General features: G+C 75.0%; 16 protein-coding genes. 8 read left to right on the top strand and 8 right to left on the bottom strand.

The genetic code is table 11. The annotated features are described in order from the left end of the window. Positions 1–57 precede the first annotated feature (57 nt). The 3 genes from sucB to PH190_RS10985 form a co-directional block, all read right to left on the bottom strand. Entirely contained in the window at positions 58–2,028 is a 1,971-nt protein-coding gene (gene sucB, locus PH190_RS10995; protein ID WP_274231544.1) for a 2-oxoglutarate dehydrogenase, E2 component, dihydrolipoamide succinyltransferase, read from the bottom strand. A 33-nt stretch (positions 2,029–2,061) separates the two neighbouring features. Continuing rightward, complete coding sequence (gene lpdA / locus PH190_RS10990; RefSeq protein WP_274231543.1) at positions 2,062–3,438, bottom strand: dihydrolipoyl dehydrogenase; 1,377 nt, start codon at positions 3,436–3,438, stop codon at positions 2,062–2,064. 110 nt (positions 3,439–3,548) lie between these two features. After that, a complete protein-coding gene (locus PH190_RS10985) occupies positions 3,549–5,084 on the bottom strand; it encodes a leucyl aminopeptidase (protein ID WP_274231542.1) in 1,536 nt (511 codons plus the stop codon). A 70-nt stretch (positions 5,085–5,154) separates the two neighbouring features. Here PH190_RS10985 and gcvT point away from each other — a divergent pair, with 70 nt between their 5' ends. Both gcvT and PH190_RS10975 read left to right on the top strand, forming a co-directional pair. Next, positions 5,155–6,285 carry a glycine cleavage system aminomethyltransferase GcvT gene (gcvT, locus tag PH190_RS10980; RefSeq protein WP_274231541.1) on the top strand — a complete coding sequence of 377 codons (1,131 nt, stop codon included), beginning with the start codon at positions 5,155–5,157 and terminating at the stop codon, positions 6,283–6,285. Then, entirely contained in the window at positions 6,282–6,773 is a 492-nt protein-coding gene (locus PH190_RS10975; RefSeq protein ID WP_274231540.1) for a cupin domain-containing protein, read from the top strand. Before gcvT ends, PH190_RS10975 begins: the two co-directional genes overlap by 4 nt. Positions 6,774–6,797: 24 nt before the next feature. Here PH190_RS10975 and PH190_RS10970 read toward each other — a convergent pair whose 3' ends face one another. Both PH190_RS10970 and PH190_RS10965 read right to left on the bottom strand, forming a co-directional pair. Then, positions 6,798–7,382 (bottom strand): VldE C-terminal domain-containing protein, encoded by a 585-nt coding sequence (locus PH190_RS10970; protein ID WP_274231539.1) that lies wholly within the window; start codon positions 7,380–7,382, stop codon positions 6,798–6,800. 40 nt (positions 7,383–7,422) lie between these two features. Next, on the bottom strand, positions 7,423–8,076 hold the full coding sequence (locus PH190_RS10965; RefSeq protein WP_274231538.1) for a DUF2461 domain-containing protein: 654 nt from the start codon (positions 8,074–8,076) through the stop codon (positions 7,423–7,425). A 29-nt stretch (positions 8,077–8,105) separates the two neighbouring features. On the opposite strand from PH190_RS10965, the gene PH190_RS10960 reads away from it, so the two are divergent. Beyond that, positions 8,106–9,482 (top strand): PLP-dependent cysteine synthase family protein, encoded by a 1,377-nt coding sequence (locus tag PH190_RS10960; RefSeq protein WP_274231537.1) that lies wholly within the window; start codon positions 8,106–8,108, stop codon positions 9,480–9,482. A gap of 10 nt (positions 9,483–9,492) precedes the next feature. On the opposite strand, the gene PH190_RS10955 is transcribed toward PH190_RS10960, so the two are convergent. After that, positions 9,493–10,344 (bottom strand): glycoside hydrolase family 26 protein, encoded by an 852-nt coding sequence (locus tag PH190_RS10955; RefSeq protein ID WP_274231536.1) that lies wholly within the window; start codon positions 10,342–10,344, stop codon positions 9,493–9,495. 149 nt (positions 10,345–10,493) lie between these two features. Between PH190_RS10955 and PH190_RS10950 the strand changes: the two genes are divergently transcribed. The 5 genes from PH190_RS10950 to PH190_RS10930 all read left to right on the top strand — a co-directional run bounded on the left by PH190_RS10950 (position 10,494) and on the right by PH190_RS10930 (position 15,558). After that, positions 10,494–11,663 carry a PP2C family protein-serine/threonine phosphatase gene (locus PH190_RS10950; protein WP_274231535.1) on the top strand — a complete coding sequence of 390 codons (1,170 nt, stop codon included), beginning with the start codon at positions 10,494–10,496 and terminating at the stop codon, positions 11,661–11,663. Beyond that, positions 11,660–13,642, top strand: coding sequence for a glycosyltransferase (locus tag PH190_RS10945; RefSeq protein WP_274231534.1), 1,983 nt, complete (start codon positions 11,660–11,662; stop codon positions 13,640–13,642). Before PH190_RS10950 ends, PH190_RS10945 begins: the two co-directional genes overlap by 4 nt. Beyond that, positions 13,639–13,977: an STAS domain-containing protein gene (locus PH190_RS10940; RefSeq protein WP_274231533.1), complete on the top strand. Its 339-nt coding sequence runs from the start codon at positions 13,639–13,641 to the stop codon at positions 13,975–13,977. Before PH190_RS10945 ends, PH190_RS10940 begins: the two co-directional genes overlap by 4 nt. Continuing rightward, on the top strand, positions 13,967–14,386 hold the full coding sequence (locus PH190_RS10935) for an ATP-binding protein (protein WP_274231532.1): 420 nt from the start codon (positions 13,967–13,969) through the stop codon (positions 14,384–14,386). Before PH190_RS10940 ends, PH190_RS10935 begins: the two co-directional genes overlap by 11 nt. Positions 14,387–14,457: 71 nt before the next feature. Beyond that, entirely contained in the window at positions 14,458–15,558 is a 1,101-nt protein-coding gene (locus PH190_RS10930; RefSeq protein WP_274231531.1) for a branched-chain amino acid aminotransferase, read from the top strand. 155 nt (positions 15,559–15,713) lie between these two features. Here the strand turns inward: PH190_RS10930 and PH190_RS10925 are convergent, their stop codons facing one another. Together PH190_RS10925 and PH190_RS10920 are read right to left on the bottom strand one after the other, a co-directional pair. Next, on the bottom strand, positions 15,714–16,460 hold the full coding sequence (locus PH190_RS10925) for an adenosylcobinamide-GDP ribazoletransferase (RefSeq protein WP_274231530.1): 747 nt from the start codon (positions 16,458–16,460) through the stop codon (positions 15,714–15,716). Next, positions 16,457–17,452: a nicotinate-nucleotide--dimethylbenzimidazole phosphoribosyltransferase gene (locus tag PH190_RS10920; protein ID WP_274231529.1), complete on the bottom strand. Its 996-nt coding sequence runs from the start codon at positions 17,450–17,452 to the stop codon at positions 16,457–16,459. The genes PH190_RS10925 and PH190_RS10920 overlap by 4 nt, the downstream gene beginning before the upstream one ends. Positions 17,453–17,486: the final 34 nt, after the last annotated feature.

Here is a 17,486-nt window from a genome sequence, read left to right as displayed (position 1 = left end):
CTCCGCGCCGTCTCGTCGCGCGGAGGGGCCCTTCGGTCAGGCGAGGTGGTCCGGGCTCTACAGGCCCAGCTCACCCTCGAAGGCGCCGCCCTCGAGGCGGTCCTTCATCGTCGTGAGGAAGCGGGCGGCGTCGGCGCCGTCGACGATGCGGTGGTCGTACGACAGGCACAGGTACGCCGTCGAGCGCACCGCGATGACGTCGCCGCCCGAGTCGTCCTGGAGCACCATCGGCTTCTTCACCACGGCGCCGGTGCCGAGGATGCCGACCTGGGGCTGGTTGATGATCGGCGTGTCGATCAGCGCGCCCCGCGAGCCGGTGTTGGTGATCGTGAACGTGCCGCCCGAGAGCTCGTCCGGCGTGATCTTGTTCGCCCGGGTGCGGTCGGCCACGTCGGCGATCTTGCGGGCGAGCCCGGCCAGGTTGAGGTCCCCGGCGTCGTGCACGACCGGCACGATCAGCCCCGCCGGCGAGTCGACGGCGATGCCCAGGTGCTCGGCACCGTGGTAGGTGACCTCGCTCTTCTCGGTGTCGATCGAGGCGTTCACCGCGGGGTGCGCCTTGAGCGCCTCGACCGTCGCCAGCGCCATGAACGGCAGGAACGAGAGCTTGACGCCCTCGCGCTTGGCGAAGTCGGCCTTCGCGCGGTCGCGCAGGCGGGCGATGCGCGTGACGTCGGCCTCGACGACCGTCGTGAGCTGCGCGGAGATCTGCAGCGACTCCACCATGCGCTTGGCGATCGTCTGCCGGCGCCGCGACATCTTCTGCGTGGTGCCGCGCAGCCCCGAGGTGTCCGGGGCGGGCGCGCCCGACGAGCCGCGCGACCCCGACGCCGACGGCTTCTGCACCTCGCCGCCGTGCACCGCGCCGCCGCCCGAACCGCCCGTCGGGGCGGCCTGGGCCGGGACGTCGGACGAGCCGGCCGCGGCGGGCGCGGCCGACGCGGCCGACGCGGCGGCGTCCTGCTCGTCGGCGGCCTTGACGACGTCCTGCTTGCGGATGCGCCCGCCGACGCCGGTGCCGGTCAGCGACGACAGGTCGACGCCGCGCTCGGCCGCGAGCTTGCGCACCAGCGGCGTCACGTACGGCGAGCCGGTCTCGGTCGTCCCGCCGGTGCTCGGCGCCGAGGCGCCGTTGCCCTGCGAGGTGTCCTCGCGGGGCTGCAGGGCGCCGGCGTTGGCCGGGCCGCTGGCCGTCGTGGGCTGCTCGGTCTCGGTGGAGACGTAGTCGCCGGCCCCGGACGCCGCCTGCGCACCGCTCGGCGCCTCGGCGGGCTCCGGCTCGGCCGGGCGCTCGGGCTCGGGGCGCGGGTCCTGCTGGGTCTGCTGCTGGGGCTGGGCCTGCTGCGGCTCGGGCTGCGGCTCCGGCGACCCGCCGCCGCCCCCGGCCTGCGACGCGTCGCCGATGACGGCGAGCGCCCCGCCGACCTCGACGGTGTCGTCCTCGCCGGCGCGCAGCTCGAGCACCGTGCCGGCCACCGGCGACGGGATCTCGGTGTCGACCTTGTCGGTGGACACCTCCAGCAGCGGCTCGTCGACCTCGACGGTGTCGCCGACCTGCTTGAGCCAGCGCGTCACCGTGCCCTCGGTGACCGACTCGCCCAGCGCCGGCATCTCGACGGTGGTGCCCCCCGACGACCCGCCCGACGAGGCCGCCGGTTGCGCCGGCTCCTGCGGCTCGGGCTCCGGGGTCGGCTCCGGCTCCGGCTGGGACGCCTGGGGCTCGGGCTGAGCGGCCTGCGCCGGCTCGGCCGCGCCGCCGCCGTCACCCCCGGACGCGCCGGCGGACTCGCCCTCGTCGCCGATCACGGCGAGCTCGCCGCCGACCTCGACGGTGTCGTCCTCCTGCGCCACGATCCGCTGCAGCACGCCCGCCTGGGGCGAGGGGATCTCGGTGTCGACCTTGTCGGTCGAGACCTCGAGCAGGGGCTCGTCGACGTCGACGTGGTCGCCCTCCTGCTTGAGCCACCGCGTCACCGTGCCCTCGGTGACGCTCTCCCCGAGAGCAGGCATCTGGACGGTGTAGGCCATCGTGCTCGTACTCCTCGCGCCGGGTTCTCGGGGTCAGCTGTGGCTGTGCAGGGGCTTGCCGGCGAGCGCGAGGTGCGCCTCCCCGAGGGCCTCGTTCTGCGTCGGGTGGGCGTGGACCAGGTTGGCCACGTCGGCGGGCAGCGCCTCCCAGTTGTAGATCAACTGGGCCTCGCCGACCTGCTCGCCCATCCGGGAGCCGATCATGTGGACGCCGACGACGGGGGCGTCGTCAGCGGTGCCGCCCTTGACGAGCTTGATCGCCCCGGCGGTCTTGAGGATCTGCGACTTGCCGTTGCCGGCGAGGTCGTAGGTCATCGTCTGCACGTCGCCGTAGAGCTCCTTGGCCTGGGCCTCGGTGAGCCCGACCGACGCGACCTCGGGCTCGCAGTAGGTGACCCGCGGGATGCCCTTCTCGTCGATCACCGGCGGGTGCAGGCCCGCGATCTCCTCGGCCACGAAGATGCCCTGCTGGAAGCCGCGGTGGGCCAGCTGCAGGCCGGGGACGATGTCGCCGACGGCGTAGATGTTGCCGACGCCGGTGTGCAGGCGGTCGTTCGTCGGGACGAAGCCGCGGTCGAGCGTGACGCCGTTCTCCTCGTAGCCGAGGTCGGCGGTGTTCGGGCCGCGGCCGACGGCGACGAGCAGCAGGTCGGCCTCGATCTGCTCGCCGGTCTCCAGCGAGATCGTCACCGAGTCGGCGGTCTGCGAGACGCCGGTGAACTTCGTGCCGGTCTTGAACGCGATCTTCCGCTTGCGGAACTGGCGCTCGAGCTGCTTGGAGAGGAACTCGTCCTCGTTGGGCACGAGGTGGGGCAGCGCCTCGACGATCGTCACCTCGGAGCCGAAGCTCTTCCAGACGCTGGCGAACTCGACACCGATGACACCGCCGCCGAGCACGACCACGCGGTCGGGGACGTAGTCGAGGTTGATCGCCTCGGTGGAGGTCAGCACCCGGCCGCCGAGCTCGAGCCCGGGCAGCGTCTTCGAGTACGAGCCGGAGGCCAGCACGATGTTGCGGCCCTGGTAGCGCTGCCCGTCGACCTCGACGGTGTCCTGCCCGACGAGCTTGCCCGCGCCCTCGATCAGCGTGACCTTGTTCGCCTTCACCAGGCCCTGCAGGCCCTTGTAGAGGCGGGCGACGACGTTGTCCTTGTAGGAGTTCACGCCGCTCATGTCGATGCCCGACAGCGAGCTCTTCACGCCGAACTGCTCGCCCTCGCGCGCCGAGTCGGCCACCTCCGCCGCGTGCAGGAGCGCTTTCGTGGGGATGCAGCCGCGGTGCAGGCAGGTCCCGCCGACCTTGTCCTTCTCCACCAGCGCGACCGACAGGCCGAGCTCGGCGGCCCGGAACGCGCAGGCGTAGCCGCCCGATCCGGCTCCCAGGATGATGACGTCGTACGTGTCGCTCACTGCTGCTACTCCCGCGTCGGCGTGTGGCGTGCGGTGTCCCCGGCCCGGGGCTCCTGGCCCCGGGGAGGCGATGTCGGGTTCATCCTTCCACCCGTGTCATCACCTGTGTCCTATCCGTGACGCGCGATGTCGTCCAGCACGGCGGCGATGGTCCGGACGGGCACACCGGTTCCGCCCTTGGGCGTGTACCCGTGCGGGCCGCCGGTGTTGAAGGCGGGCCCGGCGATGTCGAGGTGCACCCACGGCACGCCCTCGGCGACGAACTCGCGCAGGAAGATCCCCCCGACGAGCATGCCGCCGAAGCGGTGGTTGGTGACGTTGGCGAGGTCGGCGACCCGCGAGTCGAGGTCGGAGCGCAGCTCCTCGGGCAGCGGCATCGCCCACCCGCCGTCGCCCGCGGCCCGGGCCCGGCCGGCGACGCGGTCGCGGAAGTCGTCGGTGCCCATGACGCCGGGCGTCCGCGACCCGAGGGCGACGAGCTGGGCGCCGGTGAGCGTCGAGGTCTCGAGCAGGTAGTCGGGGGAGTCCTCGCAGGCGCGCGCGATGGCGTCGCCCAGGATCAGGCGGCCCTCGGCGTCGGTGTTGAGGACCTCGACCGTCGTCCCGCCGTACATCGTCAGCACGTCGCCGGGGCGGTAGGCCGTGCCCGACGGCATGTTCTCGGCCATCGGCACGGTGGCGACGACCTCGACGTCGAGGCCCAGCTCGGCGGCCAGGCAGGTGGCGGCGACGACGCCCGCGGCCCCCGACATGTCCGAGGTCATGTGGTCCATGTTCGCGGCCGGCTTGATCGAGATGCCGCCGGTGTCGAACGTGATGCCCTTGCCGACGAGCGCGACCTTCTTCGCCGGGTTCGCGGGGGAGTAGGTGAGGCGGACCAGGCGCGGCGGGCGCGACGACCCGCCGCCGACGCCCAGCACCCCGCCGTACCCGCCGTCGGCGAGCTGGTCCTCGTCGAGGATCTCCACCGTCACGCCGGCGGACTCGGCGAGGCCCTTCGCGCGCTGCGCGAAGGCGTCGGGGTGGAGGTCGTTGGGCGGGGTGTTGACGAGGTCGCGCGCGGCGGCGACCCAGCGGGCGACCGCGGTGGCGCGGGTGACGACGTCGCCGTCGCCGTCGCCGACGAGCCCGACCCGCGTGAGCTCGGTCGGGGCGGTCTCCGGGGTCTTCTTGTAGGCGGTGAAGGCGTAGTCGCCCAGCAGCGTGCCCTCGACGGCGGCCGCGAGGTCGATCGTCGCGAGCGTGGTGACGACGTGCGCGGCGTGCCCGTGCAGGGCGCGCGCCGCCGCCCCGGCCGCCCGGCGGACCTGCTCGGCGAGGTCGGGGGCCTCGCCCGCCGACGCCGCCGCCTCGGCCGGCTCCGCGCCGAGACCCACCGCGACGACCAGCGGCACCCCGATCGCCCCGCGCGTCGGCACCCGGGTGACCTCCTCGGCCTTCCCGGTGCCGCCCAGCAGGGTGACCAGGCCCGGGAGCTCGCCGGCGAGGTCGCCGAGGACGGCCGTGTCGCCGGCGAGGACCGGGTCCCCACCGCCGTCCCCACCGCCGGCGCCGGGCCGGACGCCGACGACGAGGGCGTCCGCGTCGGCGAGGGAGTCGGCGCCGGGCTGCGCGCCGAGGACCTCGAGGTGGGGGGTGCTGCTCACGTCGCGTCTCTCCCTGTCAACGGTGTCGATCACATGCTAGGACCGGCCGCCCTCCACTACCGTGCCGCGGGTGTCGGAGACCGTGAGCGAGACCAGACGCAGCCCGCTGCACGATCACCACGTCGCCCTCGGGGCCTCGTTCGCCCCCTTCGGCGGGTGGGAGATGCCGGTCCAGTACAGCCGTGACGGTCGTGGGGGCACGGTGGCCGAGCACACCGCCACGCGCGAGGCCGTCGGGCTCTTCGACGTCAGCCACCTCGGCAAGGTCCGCGTCCACGGGCCGGGCGCGGCGGCGTTCGTCGACCGGTGCCTGACGAACTCGCTGGAGCGCATCGTCCCCGGCAAGGCGCAGTACACGCTGTGCTGCGCCGAGGACGGCGGGGTCGTCGACGACCTGATCCTCTACCTCGTCGGGCCGGACGAGGTGTTCGCCGTCCCCAACGCCGCGAACTCCGCGGGCGTGGGCCGGCGGCTGGCCGAGGTCGCGCCGGACGGGATCGCCGTCGACGACGAGCACGACGCGCACGTGGTGCTCGCGGTGCAGGGCCCGGCGTCGCCCGCGGTGCTCGCGGAGGTGGGGCTGCTCGCAGAGGATGCCGAGCTGGACTACATGGCCTTCGTCGACGCCGAGTGGCAGGGCGGCTTCGTGCGCGTGTGCCGCACGGGCTACACCGGCGAGCGGGGCTACGAGCTCATCGCGCCGGTCGCGGGAGCCGGCGAGCTGTGGGACGCGCTGGCCGCCGTCGTCACCGAGCGGGGCGGGCTGCCCGCCGGGCTCGGGGCCCGCGACACGCTGCGCACCGAGGCCGGGCTGCCGCTGCACGGCCAGGACCTGGGCCCGGACATCACGCCGCTGCAGGCGCGGTGCGGGTTCGCGGTGGGCTGGAAGAAGCCGGAGTTCTGGGGTCGCGAGGCGCTGCTGGCCGAGCGCGAGGCCGGGCCGCGGCGCCGCTCGTGGGGGCTGCGGGCGACCGGGCGCGGGGTCCCGCGGGGGCACATGACGGTGCGTCGGGGCGACGACACCGTGGGCGAGACCACGTCCGGCACGTTCTCCCCGACGCTGAAGACCGGCATCGCGCTGGCGCTGCTCGACACCGCCGCCGGGCTCGACGAGGGCGACACCGTCGCGGTCGACGTGCGCGGCCGGACGCTGGAGTGCGAGGTCGTCAGCCCGCCGTTCGTCCCGTCGCACGTGCGATGAGCTTCCCCACCGAGGTCCCCGACGCCGACCCCGGCACCTACCGCTTCCGGGCCGACACCGAACAGGCGGGACCGGCCATCTTCACCGCGCCTGGCCACGTCGTCGGCGGCGGCTACGGCCTCTTCGAGACCTCCGCCCAGCCCGGCCGCTGGGGTGCCATCCCGCATTACCACACGGGCTTCACCGAGGCGTTCTGGGTGATCTCCGGACGGCTCGCGGTCATGAGCGGGCGGGAGTGGGGTGTGCTGGGCGAGGGCGACTTCGCGCACGTGCCGGTGAACGGCGTGCACGGTTTCCACGCGGTCGGGGACGAGCCCGCCCGGTTCCTCATCCTCTTCGTCCCCGGCGCACCCCGGGAGCACTACTTCCGCGGCCTCGCCGAGCTCTTCGCCCGCGGCGCCCCGCCCGAGGAGATCGACGCGTTCGCCCTCACCTGCGACCAGGTCAACCTCCGCGACTGGTCGCACGACCCGGTCCCACGTGAGTGAAGTTCTGAGCTATGGCTCCGAACATCACTCACGTGAGGACGCGACGCTGACGTGCACGTGGTCGAAGTGGCCGCCGGTGGCGTCGTCGGGGTCGTAGACGCCGCCCCCGCCGTAGGCCCGGCCCCAGCCGTCACCCGCGTCGGCGCTGCCCCGGTACCAGATGCGGCCCTGCCAGATGACGTACCGGACGCCGAGCTCGTCGGCGTGCTCGCGGGTCCACTGCGCCACGGCCCAGCCGTCGGCGAGGTCGTCGCCCTCGGCGAAGGCGCCGTACGCGGCGGGGAAGAAGTCGCAGGCCCGGCCCTCGGGGTGGTCGCTCGACGGGTTCCACGCGTGCTCCGACCAGCACGTGATCGAGCGGATCGGGGCGCCGCGGCCCGGCTCCCCGAACCGGGCGACCGCGGCGTCGTGCAGGCGCAGCGCCGTCGGGGTGAGGCAGCCGGACGTCGTCGGGTCCTCCTGGGAGCACGGCTCCGGCGGCGGCGGGTCGACGACCTCCCAGAACGCGCGCGGCACCCGCTCCGCCGCGGCGTACCAGAGCAGGCCCCCGAGCAGCGCGAGCACCAGCAGCACGCCCACCGTGACGGCGGCCCGCGTCCCCGTCCGCACGGTGATCACGGTACGGGCGGGGACGCGTGGTGACGGTGAGTCAGCGGCGACCGGGGCGCTCGGCGGCGTCGTCGAGGTCGACCCCGACGTGGTCGTCGAGCCAGCGGTTGAGGGGGTCGAGGCGGCGCCAGGTCGCCGCGACCCGGTCGGCGAGGCCCGGCTCGTGCAGCTCGTCCGACGGCGGCCAGGAGCGCCAGGCGAACAGGCTCTTGTGGCGCATCAGCTCGAGGCGCGGGTGGTCGGGGTCGACGCCGCGGGGCCGCGACTTCAGCTGCTCGCCCGCGATGGTGAAGCCGTCGGCGCGCAGGTCGTCGACGATCCCCACCAGCTCGGGGCCGAGGCGCTCGTCGTCGACCGCCGCCCGGTAGCGCGCCACCTGCGCCGAGGACATCCGGTAGTAGCCGCCGGCGGCCATCAGCCCGTCGGCGGAGACCTGCACGTACCGCCCGCCCGCGGTGGCCCCGCACTGGACCTTGTACGGCGTCTTGTCGGCGGAGAACCGCACGTCGCGGTAGGGGCGGAAGACCTTGCCCGCGCCGAACTCCGCCTCGAGGTCGGCGAGCAGCGCCAGCATCGGCGCCCGCACCTGCTCGTCGTAGACCGCCTTGTTGTCGGTCCAGTAGGCCTTGGTGTTGTCGGCCTCGAGACCCTCGTAGAAGTCGACGACCGCGTCGCCGAAGCCCGGGAACGTCACGGCGCCATCCTGACGTGTAGAGAGGAGGCGTGTCCGGAGCGGTGCACGAGTCGGTGCTCGACGCCATCGGCGCCACGCCCCTGATCCGGCTGCGCCGGGTCACCGAGGGGCTGGCGCCGCGCGTCTACGTCAAGGCCGAGTGGCAGAACGCGGGCGGCAGCGTCAAGGACCGCGCGGCGCTCGCGATGGTGCGCGCCGCCGAGCGCTCCGGGGCGCTGGGGCCGGGCGGGGTGATCGTCGAGGGCACGTCGGGCAACACCGGCATCGGGCTCGCGCTGGTCGGCGGGGTGCTGGGCTACCGGACGATCATCGTCGTCCCCGACACGACGGCCGCCGAGAAGGTCGCCGCGCTGCGGGCGTACGGGGCCGAGGTGGTGCTGACCCCGGGCGGGCTGACCCGCGAGGACCCGCGCCACGTCACCAACCTCGCCGCGCGGATCGCCGACGGGACGCCGGGCGGCTGGCTCGCCGACCAGTACGGCAACCCCGCCAACCCGCAGGCCCACCGCGACACCACCGCGCCGGAGATCTGGGAGCAGACCGGCGGCGCGGTCACCTGCTTCGTCGCCGCCATCGGGACCGGCGGCACGCTGTCCGGCACCGGCGCGGCGCTCAAGGAGCGGGGCCCGGTGCGCGTCGTCGGCGTCGACCCCCTGACCTCGGCCTACGGCGGCGGGGACGGCAGCCCGTACTACGTCGAGGCGATCGGGCACTACCGCCACCCCGACACCGTCGACGACCCCTGGCCCGCCAACTGGGACCGGGCGGTGGCCGACGAGGTCGTGCGCGTCGACGACCGCACCACCATGGCGACCGCGCGTCGCCTGGCCCGCGAGGAGGGGCTGCTGCTGGGCGGGTCGTCGGCGACGGCGGTCGCCGGCGCGCTGCGCGTCGCGGCCGACCTCGGCCCCGACGACGTCGTCGTGGTCGTCGCGCCGGACTCGGGCCGGGCCTACCTGTCGAAGTACCACGACGACGGCTGGTTGCGCCGGCTCGGGTTCCTCGAGGAGCCCGGGTCGGTCGGGGAGCTGGACGTCGCCGACGTGCCGGTGCTCCGCGCGTCGTGGACCGTCGCCCGGGCCCGGGAGGTGCTCGACGGCGTGCCGGGGCCCGCGCCGGTGGCCCGCGACCGCGAGTCCGGTCCCGCGGCGCCCTCGGAGATCCTGGGCGCCCTCACGGCGACCGACCTCGACGGCCTGCCCGACGGCGACCCGGTCGTCGCCCACGTGCGTCCCGCGCCGCCGAGCGTCGGGGCGGGGGAGACGCCCGCGGACGCCCGCGCGGCGCTCGGGGACGCGCCCGCCGCGTGGCTGGTGCGGGACGGGCGGGTGGCGGGGCTGGTGACGCGGGCGGTCCTGGCGCCGGAGCGCCCGGCCCCGGTCGGCCCGGACGGTCGGGAGTCCTGACGCCGTCAGCTCACGGCGGCGGACCGAGCCGGCCGGCCACCCGGACCTCGCGGCGCACGGCCTCGAACGCCGCCGGCGAGGACGCGACCCGCCAGTCGGTCTCCTTGTCGTGGTCGAACCAGACCAACGCCCGCACGTCGTGCTCGACGGCCAGCTCGAACAGCCGGTGGATCCACCGGGCCTTGTCGCCGCCCTGCTCGGCGCAGGCGACCTCGGCGATGACCAGGGGCCGGCCGGACGTGCGGCGGAGGTCCGTGAGCGCGGGCAGGAAGACGTCGTCGGGGCTGCGCCAGCCTCCCCACGGCATGGCGGAGCCGCCGTTGTAGCCGTCGACGGCCACCCAGTCCACCCACTCGTCGCCCGGGTAGAGCGGGCGGTACGGGACGCTCCCGGGCGCGTTCACACACCAGATCCAGGTGACGTCGTGGGCGCCGACCGCCCGGAAGAGCCGGCGGACGTGGCGCCAGGCGGCGACGGCGTGGTCGGGAGTGTTGCCGTTCACGCCGGCACCCCACGGGTAGTGCGGGGCGTCGAGCTCGTGCAGGAAGCGCAGCGCGAGGTGCCCGCCCCAGTCCCGGACCTGTTCGGCGACGGCGGTGACACGGTCGTCGTGGTCGCCCGCGGCGATCCGGGCGAGCGCGTACTCCGGCTGGTCGGGACCCCGGCCGGCGGTCCACGGCTCCCACGTCACCAGGGGCAGGGCACCGCACCGCCGCGCGGCGTCGGCTCGAGCCGCGTCGAACGCCGGCTCGCCCGACCAGTCGCGGAACCACGCCGAGATCGAGGGCGTGACCCCCGTCGCCGCCGTGAAGGCGCCGAGCGCCGCGGGGTCGTCGGCCGTCAGGCCGAAGGCGAGGGACACCGCTCGACCCTGTCGCAGAGCCCGTCCGGTGACCAGTGCCGGGCACCCAGGTGCGTTCTCGCCGCCGTACCGGGTAACCCGGCGCCAAATACTGGGCCATACGATGTAGCGGACAGGTCTGTACGGGGGGACTGTTGGAGACGGACGAGATGGATGTGGAAGCGCGCCGGGTCCGCGCGGCGGAGGACGTCGTGGAGCTGGCCTCGGCTCGCGGGACGGCGCAGCTCGACCGCCTGATCCGGCTCGCGCGGCGACTGTTCGACGTGTCCGTCGCGACGGTGACGATGCTCGACCGCGACACGCAGTGGTTCCTCGCCCGTGCGGGGTTCGACGCCGACGCGGCGCCGCGCACCCACTCGCCGTGCAACGCCACCATCGCCGAGGCCGACACCTACGTGCTCGAGGACCTCAGCACCGACGCCCGGTTCGCCGGGCACCCGATGGTGGCGGGCGACCCCCACCTGCGCTTCTACGCCGGCCACCCGATCACCACCTCCGGGGCGGACCGACCGGTGGGCACCCTGTGCCTCCTCGACGAGCAGGCGCGACCGTTCTCCGACGCCGACCGGGCGCTGCTCGCGGAGCTCGCCGGGTGGGCCCGTGACGAGCTGACCCGCTCCGAGGAGCTCGACCGGGCCGCCGAGGTCCAGCGCTCCCTGCTGCCCACCTCACCGCCGCAGGTGCCGGGGTACGAGTTCGCCGCGCGCTGCCGCCCGGCGCGCGCGGTCGGCGGCGACTTCTACGACTGGTACCCCACGCCCGGGGGCATCGGGTTCGCGCTCGGCGACGTCATGGGCAAGGGCATCGGCGCCGCCATCCTCATGGCCACGGTCCGCGCGGCCCTGCGCACGGCGGCGTCGTCGCCGGACCCCGCCGCGACGGTCGCCACGGCGGCCACGGCCCTCGAGGCCGACCTCGGACCCACCAACACGCTGGTCACCCTGCTCCACGCCCGCCTCGACCCCGATCGGGCGCGCCTGCGCCACGTGGACGCCGGACACGGGCTCGTCCTCGTCCTGCACGCCGACGGGACCTGGACACCGAGCCGGGGAGGGGGCATGCCCCTCGGGGTCCTCCCGCAGCAGACCTGGGACACGGTGGAGGTCGAGCTCGCGCCGGGCGACCTCTTCGTCGTCGTCAGCGACGGCGTCCTCGACCTGCTGGGCGACCCGCTCACCGGACTCGAGCAGGTCGCCGATCTGCTGCGCGGTGCGCGATCGGCCCAGGAGGTGGTCCGGCGCGTCGAGGCCCTCGCCGCCGCGGACGACCTGGGCGACGACGTCACCGTGCAGGTCGTCCGCCGACAGGAGGCCGGGTGAGCAGGCACGGCACGCGCGTGCCGCTGTGGAGCAAGCAGGCCCTGATCCGTCTCCTGATCCTGGCCACGCTGGTCCTCGGCGGGAACTACATCGTCTGGCGCTACCTGTACTCGGTGAACTGGGAGAACTGGTGGATCGCCGTTCCCCTCGTGCTGGCCGAGACCTACAGCCTCATCGACGGCTTCCTGTTCGGCCTCGCCATGTGGCGCATCCGGGACCGCGGTGAGCCGCCCCCGCCACCACCGGACGCGACCGTCGACGTCCTCATCACCACCTACAACGAACCGATCGACCTCGTGGCCACGACGGCGCGCGCGGCCGCGGCGATCCGGTACCCGCACCGCACCTGGATCCTCGACGACGGCGCCCGTCCCGAGATGCGCGAGGCGGCCGAGGCCCTCGGCGTCGGCTACCTCACCCGCAGCGACGACTGGGCCGACCGTCCCCGTCACGCGAAGGCCGGCAACCTCAACAACGCCCTGTTCGCCACGGAGGGCGAGTTCCTGCTGATCCTGGACGCCGACCAGATCCCCGACCCGCGCATCCTCGACCGGACCCTGGGGTACTTCGACGACCACGACGTCGCCCTCGTCCAGACCCCGCAGTGGTTCTCGAACGTCACCGAGGCCGACCCCTTGGGCAGCCAGGCGCCGTTGTTCTACGGGCCGATCCAGCAGGGCAAGGACGGGTGGAACGCCGCGTTCTTCTGCGGCTCGAACGCCGTGGTCCGCCGTGAGGCGCTCATGCAGCTCGGCATCGTCGGCTACGTCCGCGAGGTCGAGCGCGGCGTGCGGCGGGCGCTGCGCAGCGGGCGAGACCTGCTGCGCCAGGCCCGTCGCGACGCCCTCGCCGCCGGCTCGGACGCCGTGGCCGCGCTCGACCGCGTGCGGGTCGCCGTCGACGACGCCATGGCCGCCCTCGACGCCGGTCACCCGGTCGCCGAGGTCACCTACCGGTTCCAGCGCACGGTCGACGACGCCGCGCGCGGGCTGGTCGCCTCCGACGTCGACCGGATGCGCGCGGACCTCGCGGCCATCGGCGAGCTGCCCACCGGTCGCCACGGGCTCGACGTCGCCGCCGTCGACGACGAGGTGCTCGACCAGCTGAGCGCCCGGGAGTGGTCCCCGCTCGGGGCGATCGAGTCGGTGCGCGCGCTCGTCGGGTCGGTCGACGTCGACCGCGGCGACGAGGCCCAGCCGGTGATGCCGATGGCGACCATCTCGGTGACGGAGGACATGGCGACCGCGATGCGTCTGCACGCGTTCGGGTGGCGGTCCGTGTTCCACCACGAGATCCTCGCCTCGGGCCTGGCCCCCGAGGACCTGGGGACGATGCTCCACCAACGGCTGCGGTGGGCCCAGGGCACGCTGCAGGTGATGCTGCGCGAGAACCCGCTGGTCCAGCGGGGCCTGAGCTGGGGCCAGCGCCTCATGTACTTCGCGACCATGTGGAGCTACCTCTCCGGGTTCGCGGCCCTCGTCTACATCGCGGCACCGGTGATCTACCTGTGCTTCGGGGTGAAGCCGGTCCAGAGCTTCGGCGGCGACTTCCTCTCCCGCCTCATCCCGTTCCTCGTCGTCAACCAGCTGCTGTTCCTGGTCGTCGGCTGGGGGATCAAGACGTGGCGCGGCCAGCAGTACAGCCTCGCGCTGTTCCCGCTGTGGATCCGCGCGACCACGACCGCGGTGGCGAACGTGCTCTTCGGGCGGAGCCTGGGCTTCGTCGTCACGTCGAAGGAACGACGGACCGGTGGCCCGTCCTGGGGCCTGATCCGTCCGCAGCTCATCGCGATGGGCCTGCTCGTCGCCGCCGCCGTCATCGGCACCGTCCGGGCGGTCCTGGGGTTCGCCCCGACCGTCCAGGGCACCGTCGTCAACGTCGCCTGGGTGATCTACGACCTCGTGGTGCTCAGCGTCGTCGTCCAGGCCGTGCGATTCCGCGGATCGGACGCGGAGGTCAGCGAGGAGGAGAGCACGTGATCGACGTGGAGACGGAGGGCGTCGCCCCGGACACCGCGGTCCTGCGGCCGCACGGGCGGCTGAACATGGTGCTGGCACCGCGGCTGCGCGAGGTGGTGGCCACGACGGTGCAGGGCGGCCGGTCGCGCGTCGTCGTCGACCTCAGCAGCACCGACTTCATGGACTCGTCGGGGCTGGGCGCCCTCATCGCGGGGCTGAAGACCGCGCGGCAGGCCGGCGGGGACCTGCGGATCGCGAGCGTCCCCGAGCAGGTGCAGACCGTGCTGTCGCTGACGAACCTCGACCGGGTGCTGCGCCCGCACGGCACCGTCGAGCAGGCCGTCGGTGAGCGCTGACGGAGTCCACCACCGCAGGCTCCGGGTCCCGGCCACCCCGGAGTGCCTCGAGCAGGTCCATGCCCTGCTCGCCGATCTCCTCGTCGACGTCGACGGCGTCGCCGACGCCGACCGGACCAGTTTCGAGATCGCCCTCGCCGAGCTGGTCGCCAACGTCGTGGAGCACGCGGGGGCCCACGGCGCGGTCGGCCTGACCGTCGAGCTCGGCGCCGGACCGGCCGACCTCACCGCCGACCTGTACGACGACGGACCGCCCGTCGACGTCGACCCGGGGGCGGCCGTCCTCCCGGACGCGCTGGCCGAGAGGGGCCGGGGCCTCGCGCTCGCCCGCGCCGCCGTGGACGACGTCAGCTACGCCCTCGAGGCGGGGACCAACCACTGGTCGATCACCCGTCGCCGGCGGGCCTGAGACCCCGGAGGCGCCTCCGCCCGCCGGTGTCGGGGGCGCGTCCGACCCGCCCGGCGGACTAGTCTGGCGCCATGAGTACGACCTTCGCCCACACCCCGCACCCCGCCCCGGCGACCGCGGAGCGTGTGGCGGAGGTACTCGCCGCGCCCGGGTTCGGGAAGTTCTTCACCGACCACATGGTGACCATCTCCTGGGACGCCGCCCGCGGGTGGCACGACGCCCAGGTCGGCCCGTACCAGCCGCTGGCCATGGACCCGGCCTCCGTCGTGCTGCACTACAGCCAGACGATCTTCGAGGGGCTCAAGGCCTACCGCTGGGCCGACGACTCGGTGCACGCGTTCCGCCCGCAGGCCAACGCCGCGCGCATGCAACGCTCGGCCGAGCGCCTCGCGATGCCGCCGCTGCCCGAGGAGCTGTTCGTCGACTCGCTGCGCGAGCTCGTCGCGGTCGACAAGCGGTGGGTGCCGGCCGCCGGCGGCGAGGACTCGCTCTACCTGCGGCCCTTCATGTTCGGGTCGTCGTCGGGGCTCGGTGTGCGGCCGAGCGAGGAGTACCTCTACCTGCTCATCGCCTCCCCGGCCGGCGCGTACTTCCCGCGGGGGCTGGCCCCGGTGACGGTGTGGCTCTCGACCGACTACGTGCGCGCCGTCCCCGGCGGCACCGGCGAGGCCAAGTGCGGCGGCAACTACGCGGCCTCGCTCGCGGCCCAGGCCCAGGCGTCGGCCCAGGGCTGCGACCAGGTGGTGTGGCTCGACGCCCTCGAGCACCGGTGGATCGAGGAGATGGGGGGCATGAACCTCTTCTTCGTGTTCACCGACTCCTCGGGGGCGACGGAGGTCGTCACCCCGGAGCTCACCGGCTCGCTGCTGCCCGGCGTCACCCGCCGCTCGCTGCTCGAGCTCGCGGCCGAGGAGGGGGCGACGGTCACCGAGCGCCGCATCTCCACCGACGAGGTGGAGAAGGAGGTCGCGTCCGGGCACCTCACCGAGGTGTTCGCCTGCGGCACCGCCGCGGTGATCACGCCCGTGGGCACCGTCAAGCACGAGGGCGGCGGCTACGACATCGGCGACGGCACCCCGGGCCCGGTGACCCACCGGCTGCGCGATCGCCTCACCGCCATCCAGCGCGGCGCGGCGCCCGACACCCGCGGCTGGATGTGGCGGCTGGCCTGAGGCCGGCGCGCCGGGTGCCAGCGCCTGATGCAGCGAACGCGCTGCTCGCTGCCTCTAGGCGAGCGAAGTCCCCGTTGATCACGACGGCGCGCTCGCGGTGCCTGCCGCGCGCGCGCCGTTCGTGCGCGTAGGAGCAGCGAACAGCGCGTTCGCTGCTACCCCGTCGCCAGCACGACCAGGCCGGCAGCGACGGCGAGCTCCGCGCACGCCCCGAACACGTCGCCCGACACGCCGCCGAGGCGCCGGCGGGCGTGGGCGGCGACGAGCACGACGACGAGGGCGGCGAGCACCGCGGCCACCCCGGCGCGCCAGCCCAGCACCGGGATCGCGGCCGCGCCGAGCACCACCGCCCACACGGGCGCCACCCACGCCGGCTGGGTGCCCGCGACCAGCGCGCCGAGGCCGTCCGGCGACGCCGCGGGCACCCCGCGCCGCGCCACCCACGCGAACGCCGCCCGCCCGAGGCCCAGGGCGAGCGCGCCGCCCACGACGGCCACGAGCAGGCCCCGCTCGGCCAGCGCCCCGAACGCCGCGGCCTGCACCCCGAGCACGACGACCAACCAGACGACCGCGAAGGCGCCGACCCCGGGGTCCTTCATGATCGCCAGCGTGCGCGCGGCGTCACCGTGGCTCCCGAGGCCGTCGGCGAGGTCCGCCAGCCCGTCGAGGTGCAGCCCCCGTGTCGCCGCCGCCCCGAGCCCCACAGCCACGAGCCCCCCGAGCAGGCCCGGCGCGCCGGCCGCGACCAGCCCCGCCGCGACGGCCCCGAGCAGCGCGCCGAGCACCACCCCGAGCAGCGGCACCACCGCGAGCGCCACCCGCGCCGCCGGCCGGTCGATCCGCGGGGCGCGCACCGGCACGACGGTGAACATGGCGACCGCGAGCGCCAGGCCGGCCCTCACCCGGCGGCGTGCACGGCCGCCCGCACCAGCCCGACGGCCGTGAGCGCGCCGGTGCCCTGACCGGCGCGCATCTGCAGGTCGAGCAGCGGGTCCAGCCCGAGCAGCTCGAGGGCGACGGCCTGCGCGGGCTCGGTGCACCGGGACCCGGCCACCCACCAGGCGCGGGCGCCGGGGGCGTCGGTGTCGGCGAGCAGCGCGGCGACGGCGGTGGCGGCGCCGTCGAGGACCACCGGGGTCCGCCGCCGCGCGGCCTGGGCCAGGAAGCCCGTGAGCGCGGCCAGGTCGGCGCCGCCGGCGACCCGCAGCAGGGCCATCGGGTCGCGGCCCAGCGACCGGGCCCGCCACAGCGCGTCGCGGACCGCGGCCGCCTTGACCATCCACACGCGGTCGTCGATCCCGCTCCCGCGGCCCACGACGGCCACCGGCTCGCGACCGGTCATGGCCGCGGCGAGGACGGCGGTCGGGGTGCTGACGCCGACGGCGAGCTCGCCGGCCACGAGCAGGTCGGCGCCCTCGTCGACCTCCTCGTCGGCCACCTCACGGCCCGCGCGGACCGCCGCCGCGGCCTGCTCGGCGGTCATGACGTCCTCGACGTCGAGCCGCCCGCCGCCCCGCAGCGCGGCGCGGTCGTCGCGCGCGTCGCCCTCGACCGGGGCGCCGAGCCCGACGTCGATGACCCGCAGCCCGGCGTCCGCGGTCTCGGCGAACCGGCACACCGGCGCCGACCCGTCCCGGACGGCGGCCACCCGCACCTGGGTCTCGCCCGGGGCGTGCGCCGACACCCCGGCCGCGGCGATCCCGTGGTCGGCGGCGAAGAGGACCGCCCGCACCCGGCGCGGCGCGCGGGCCGGCGCGCGGCCCTGGCAGGCGGCGAGCCAGGCGGCGAGATCCTCGAGCCGCCCGTAGGTCCCGCCCGGCAGGGCCGCGAGGGCCTCGCGCCGGGCCGTCTCGTCGGGGGGCGCGACACCGGACGCGGAGGCGACGGGGTGCACGCGCGGTCCTCCCGGGACGGGCTCGACGGGGTCG

Origin of the sequence: Actinomycetospora straminea (assembly GCF_028737255.1) — a bacterium.
Taxonomy (GTDB): domain Bacteria; phylum Actinomycetota; class Actinomycetes; order Mycobacteriales; family Pseudonocardiaceae; genus Actinomycetospora; species Actinomycetospora straminea.
The sequence above is the reverse complement of the archived record's forward strand: the minus strand, read 5'-3'. Positions and strand labels throughout refer to the sequence as shown.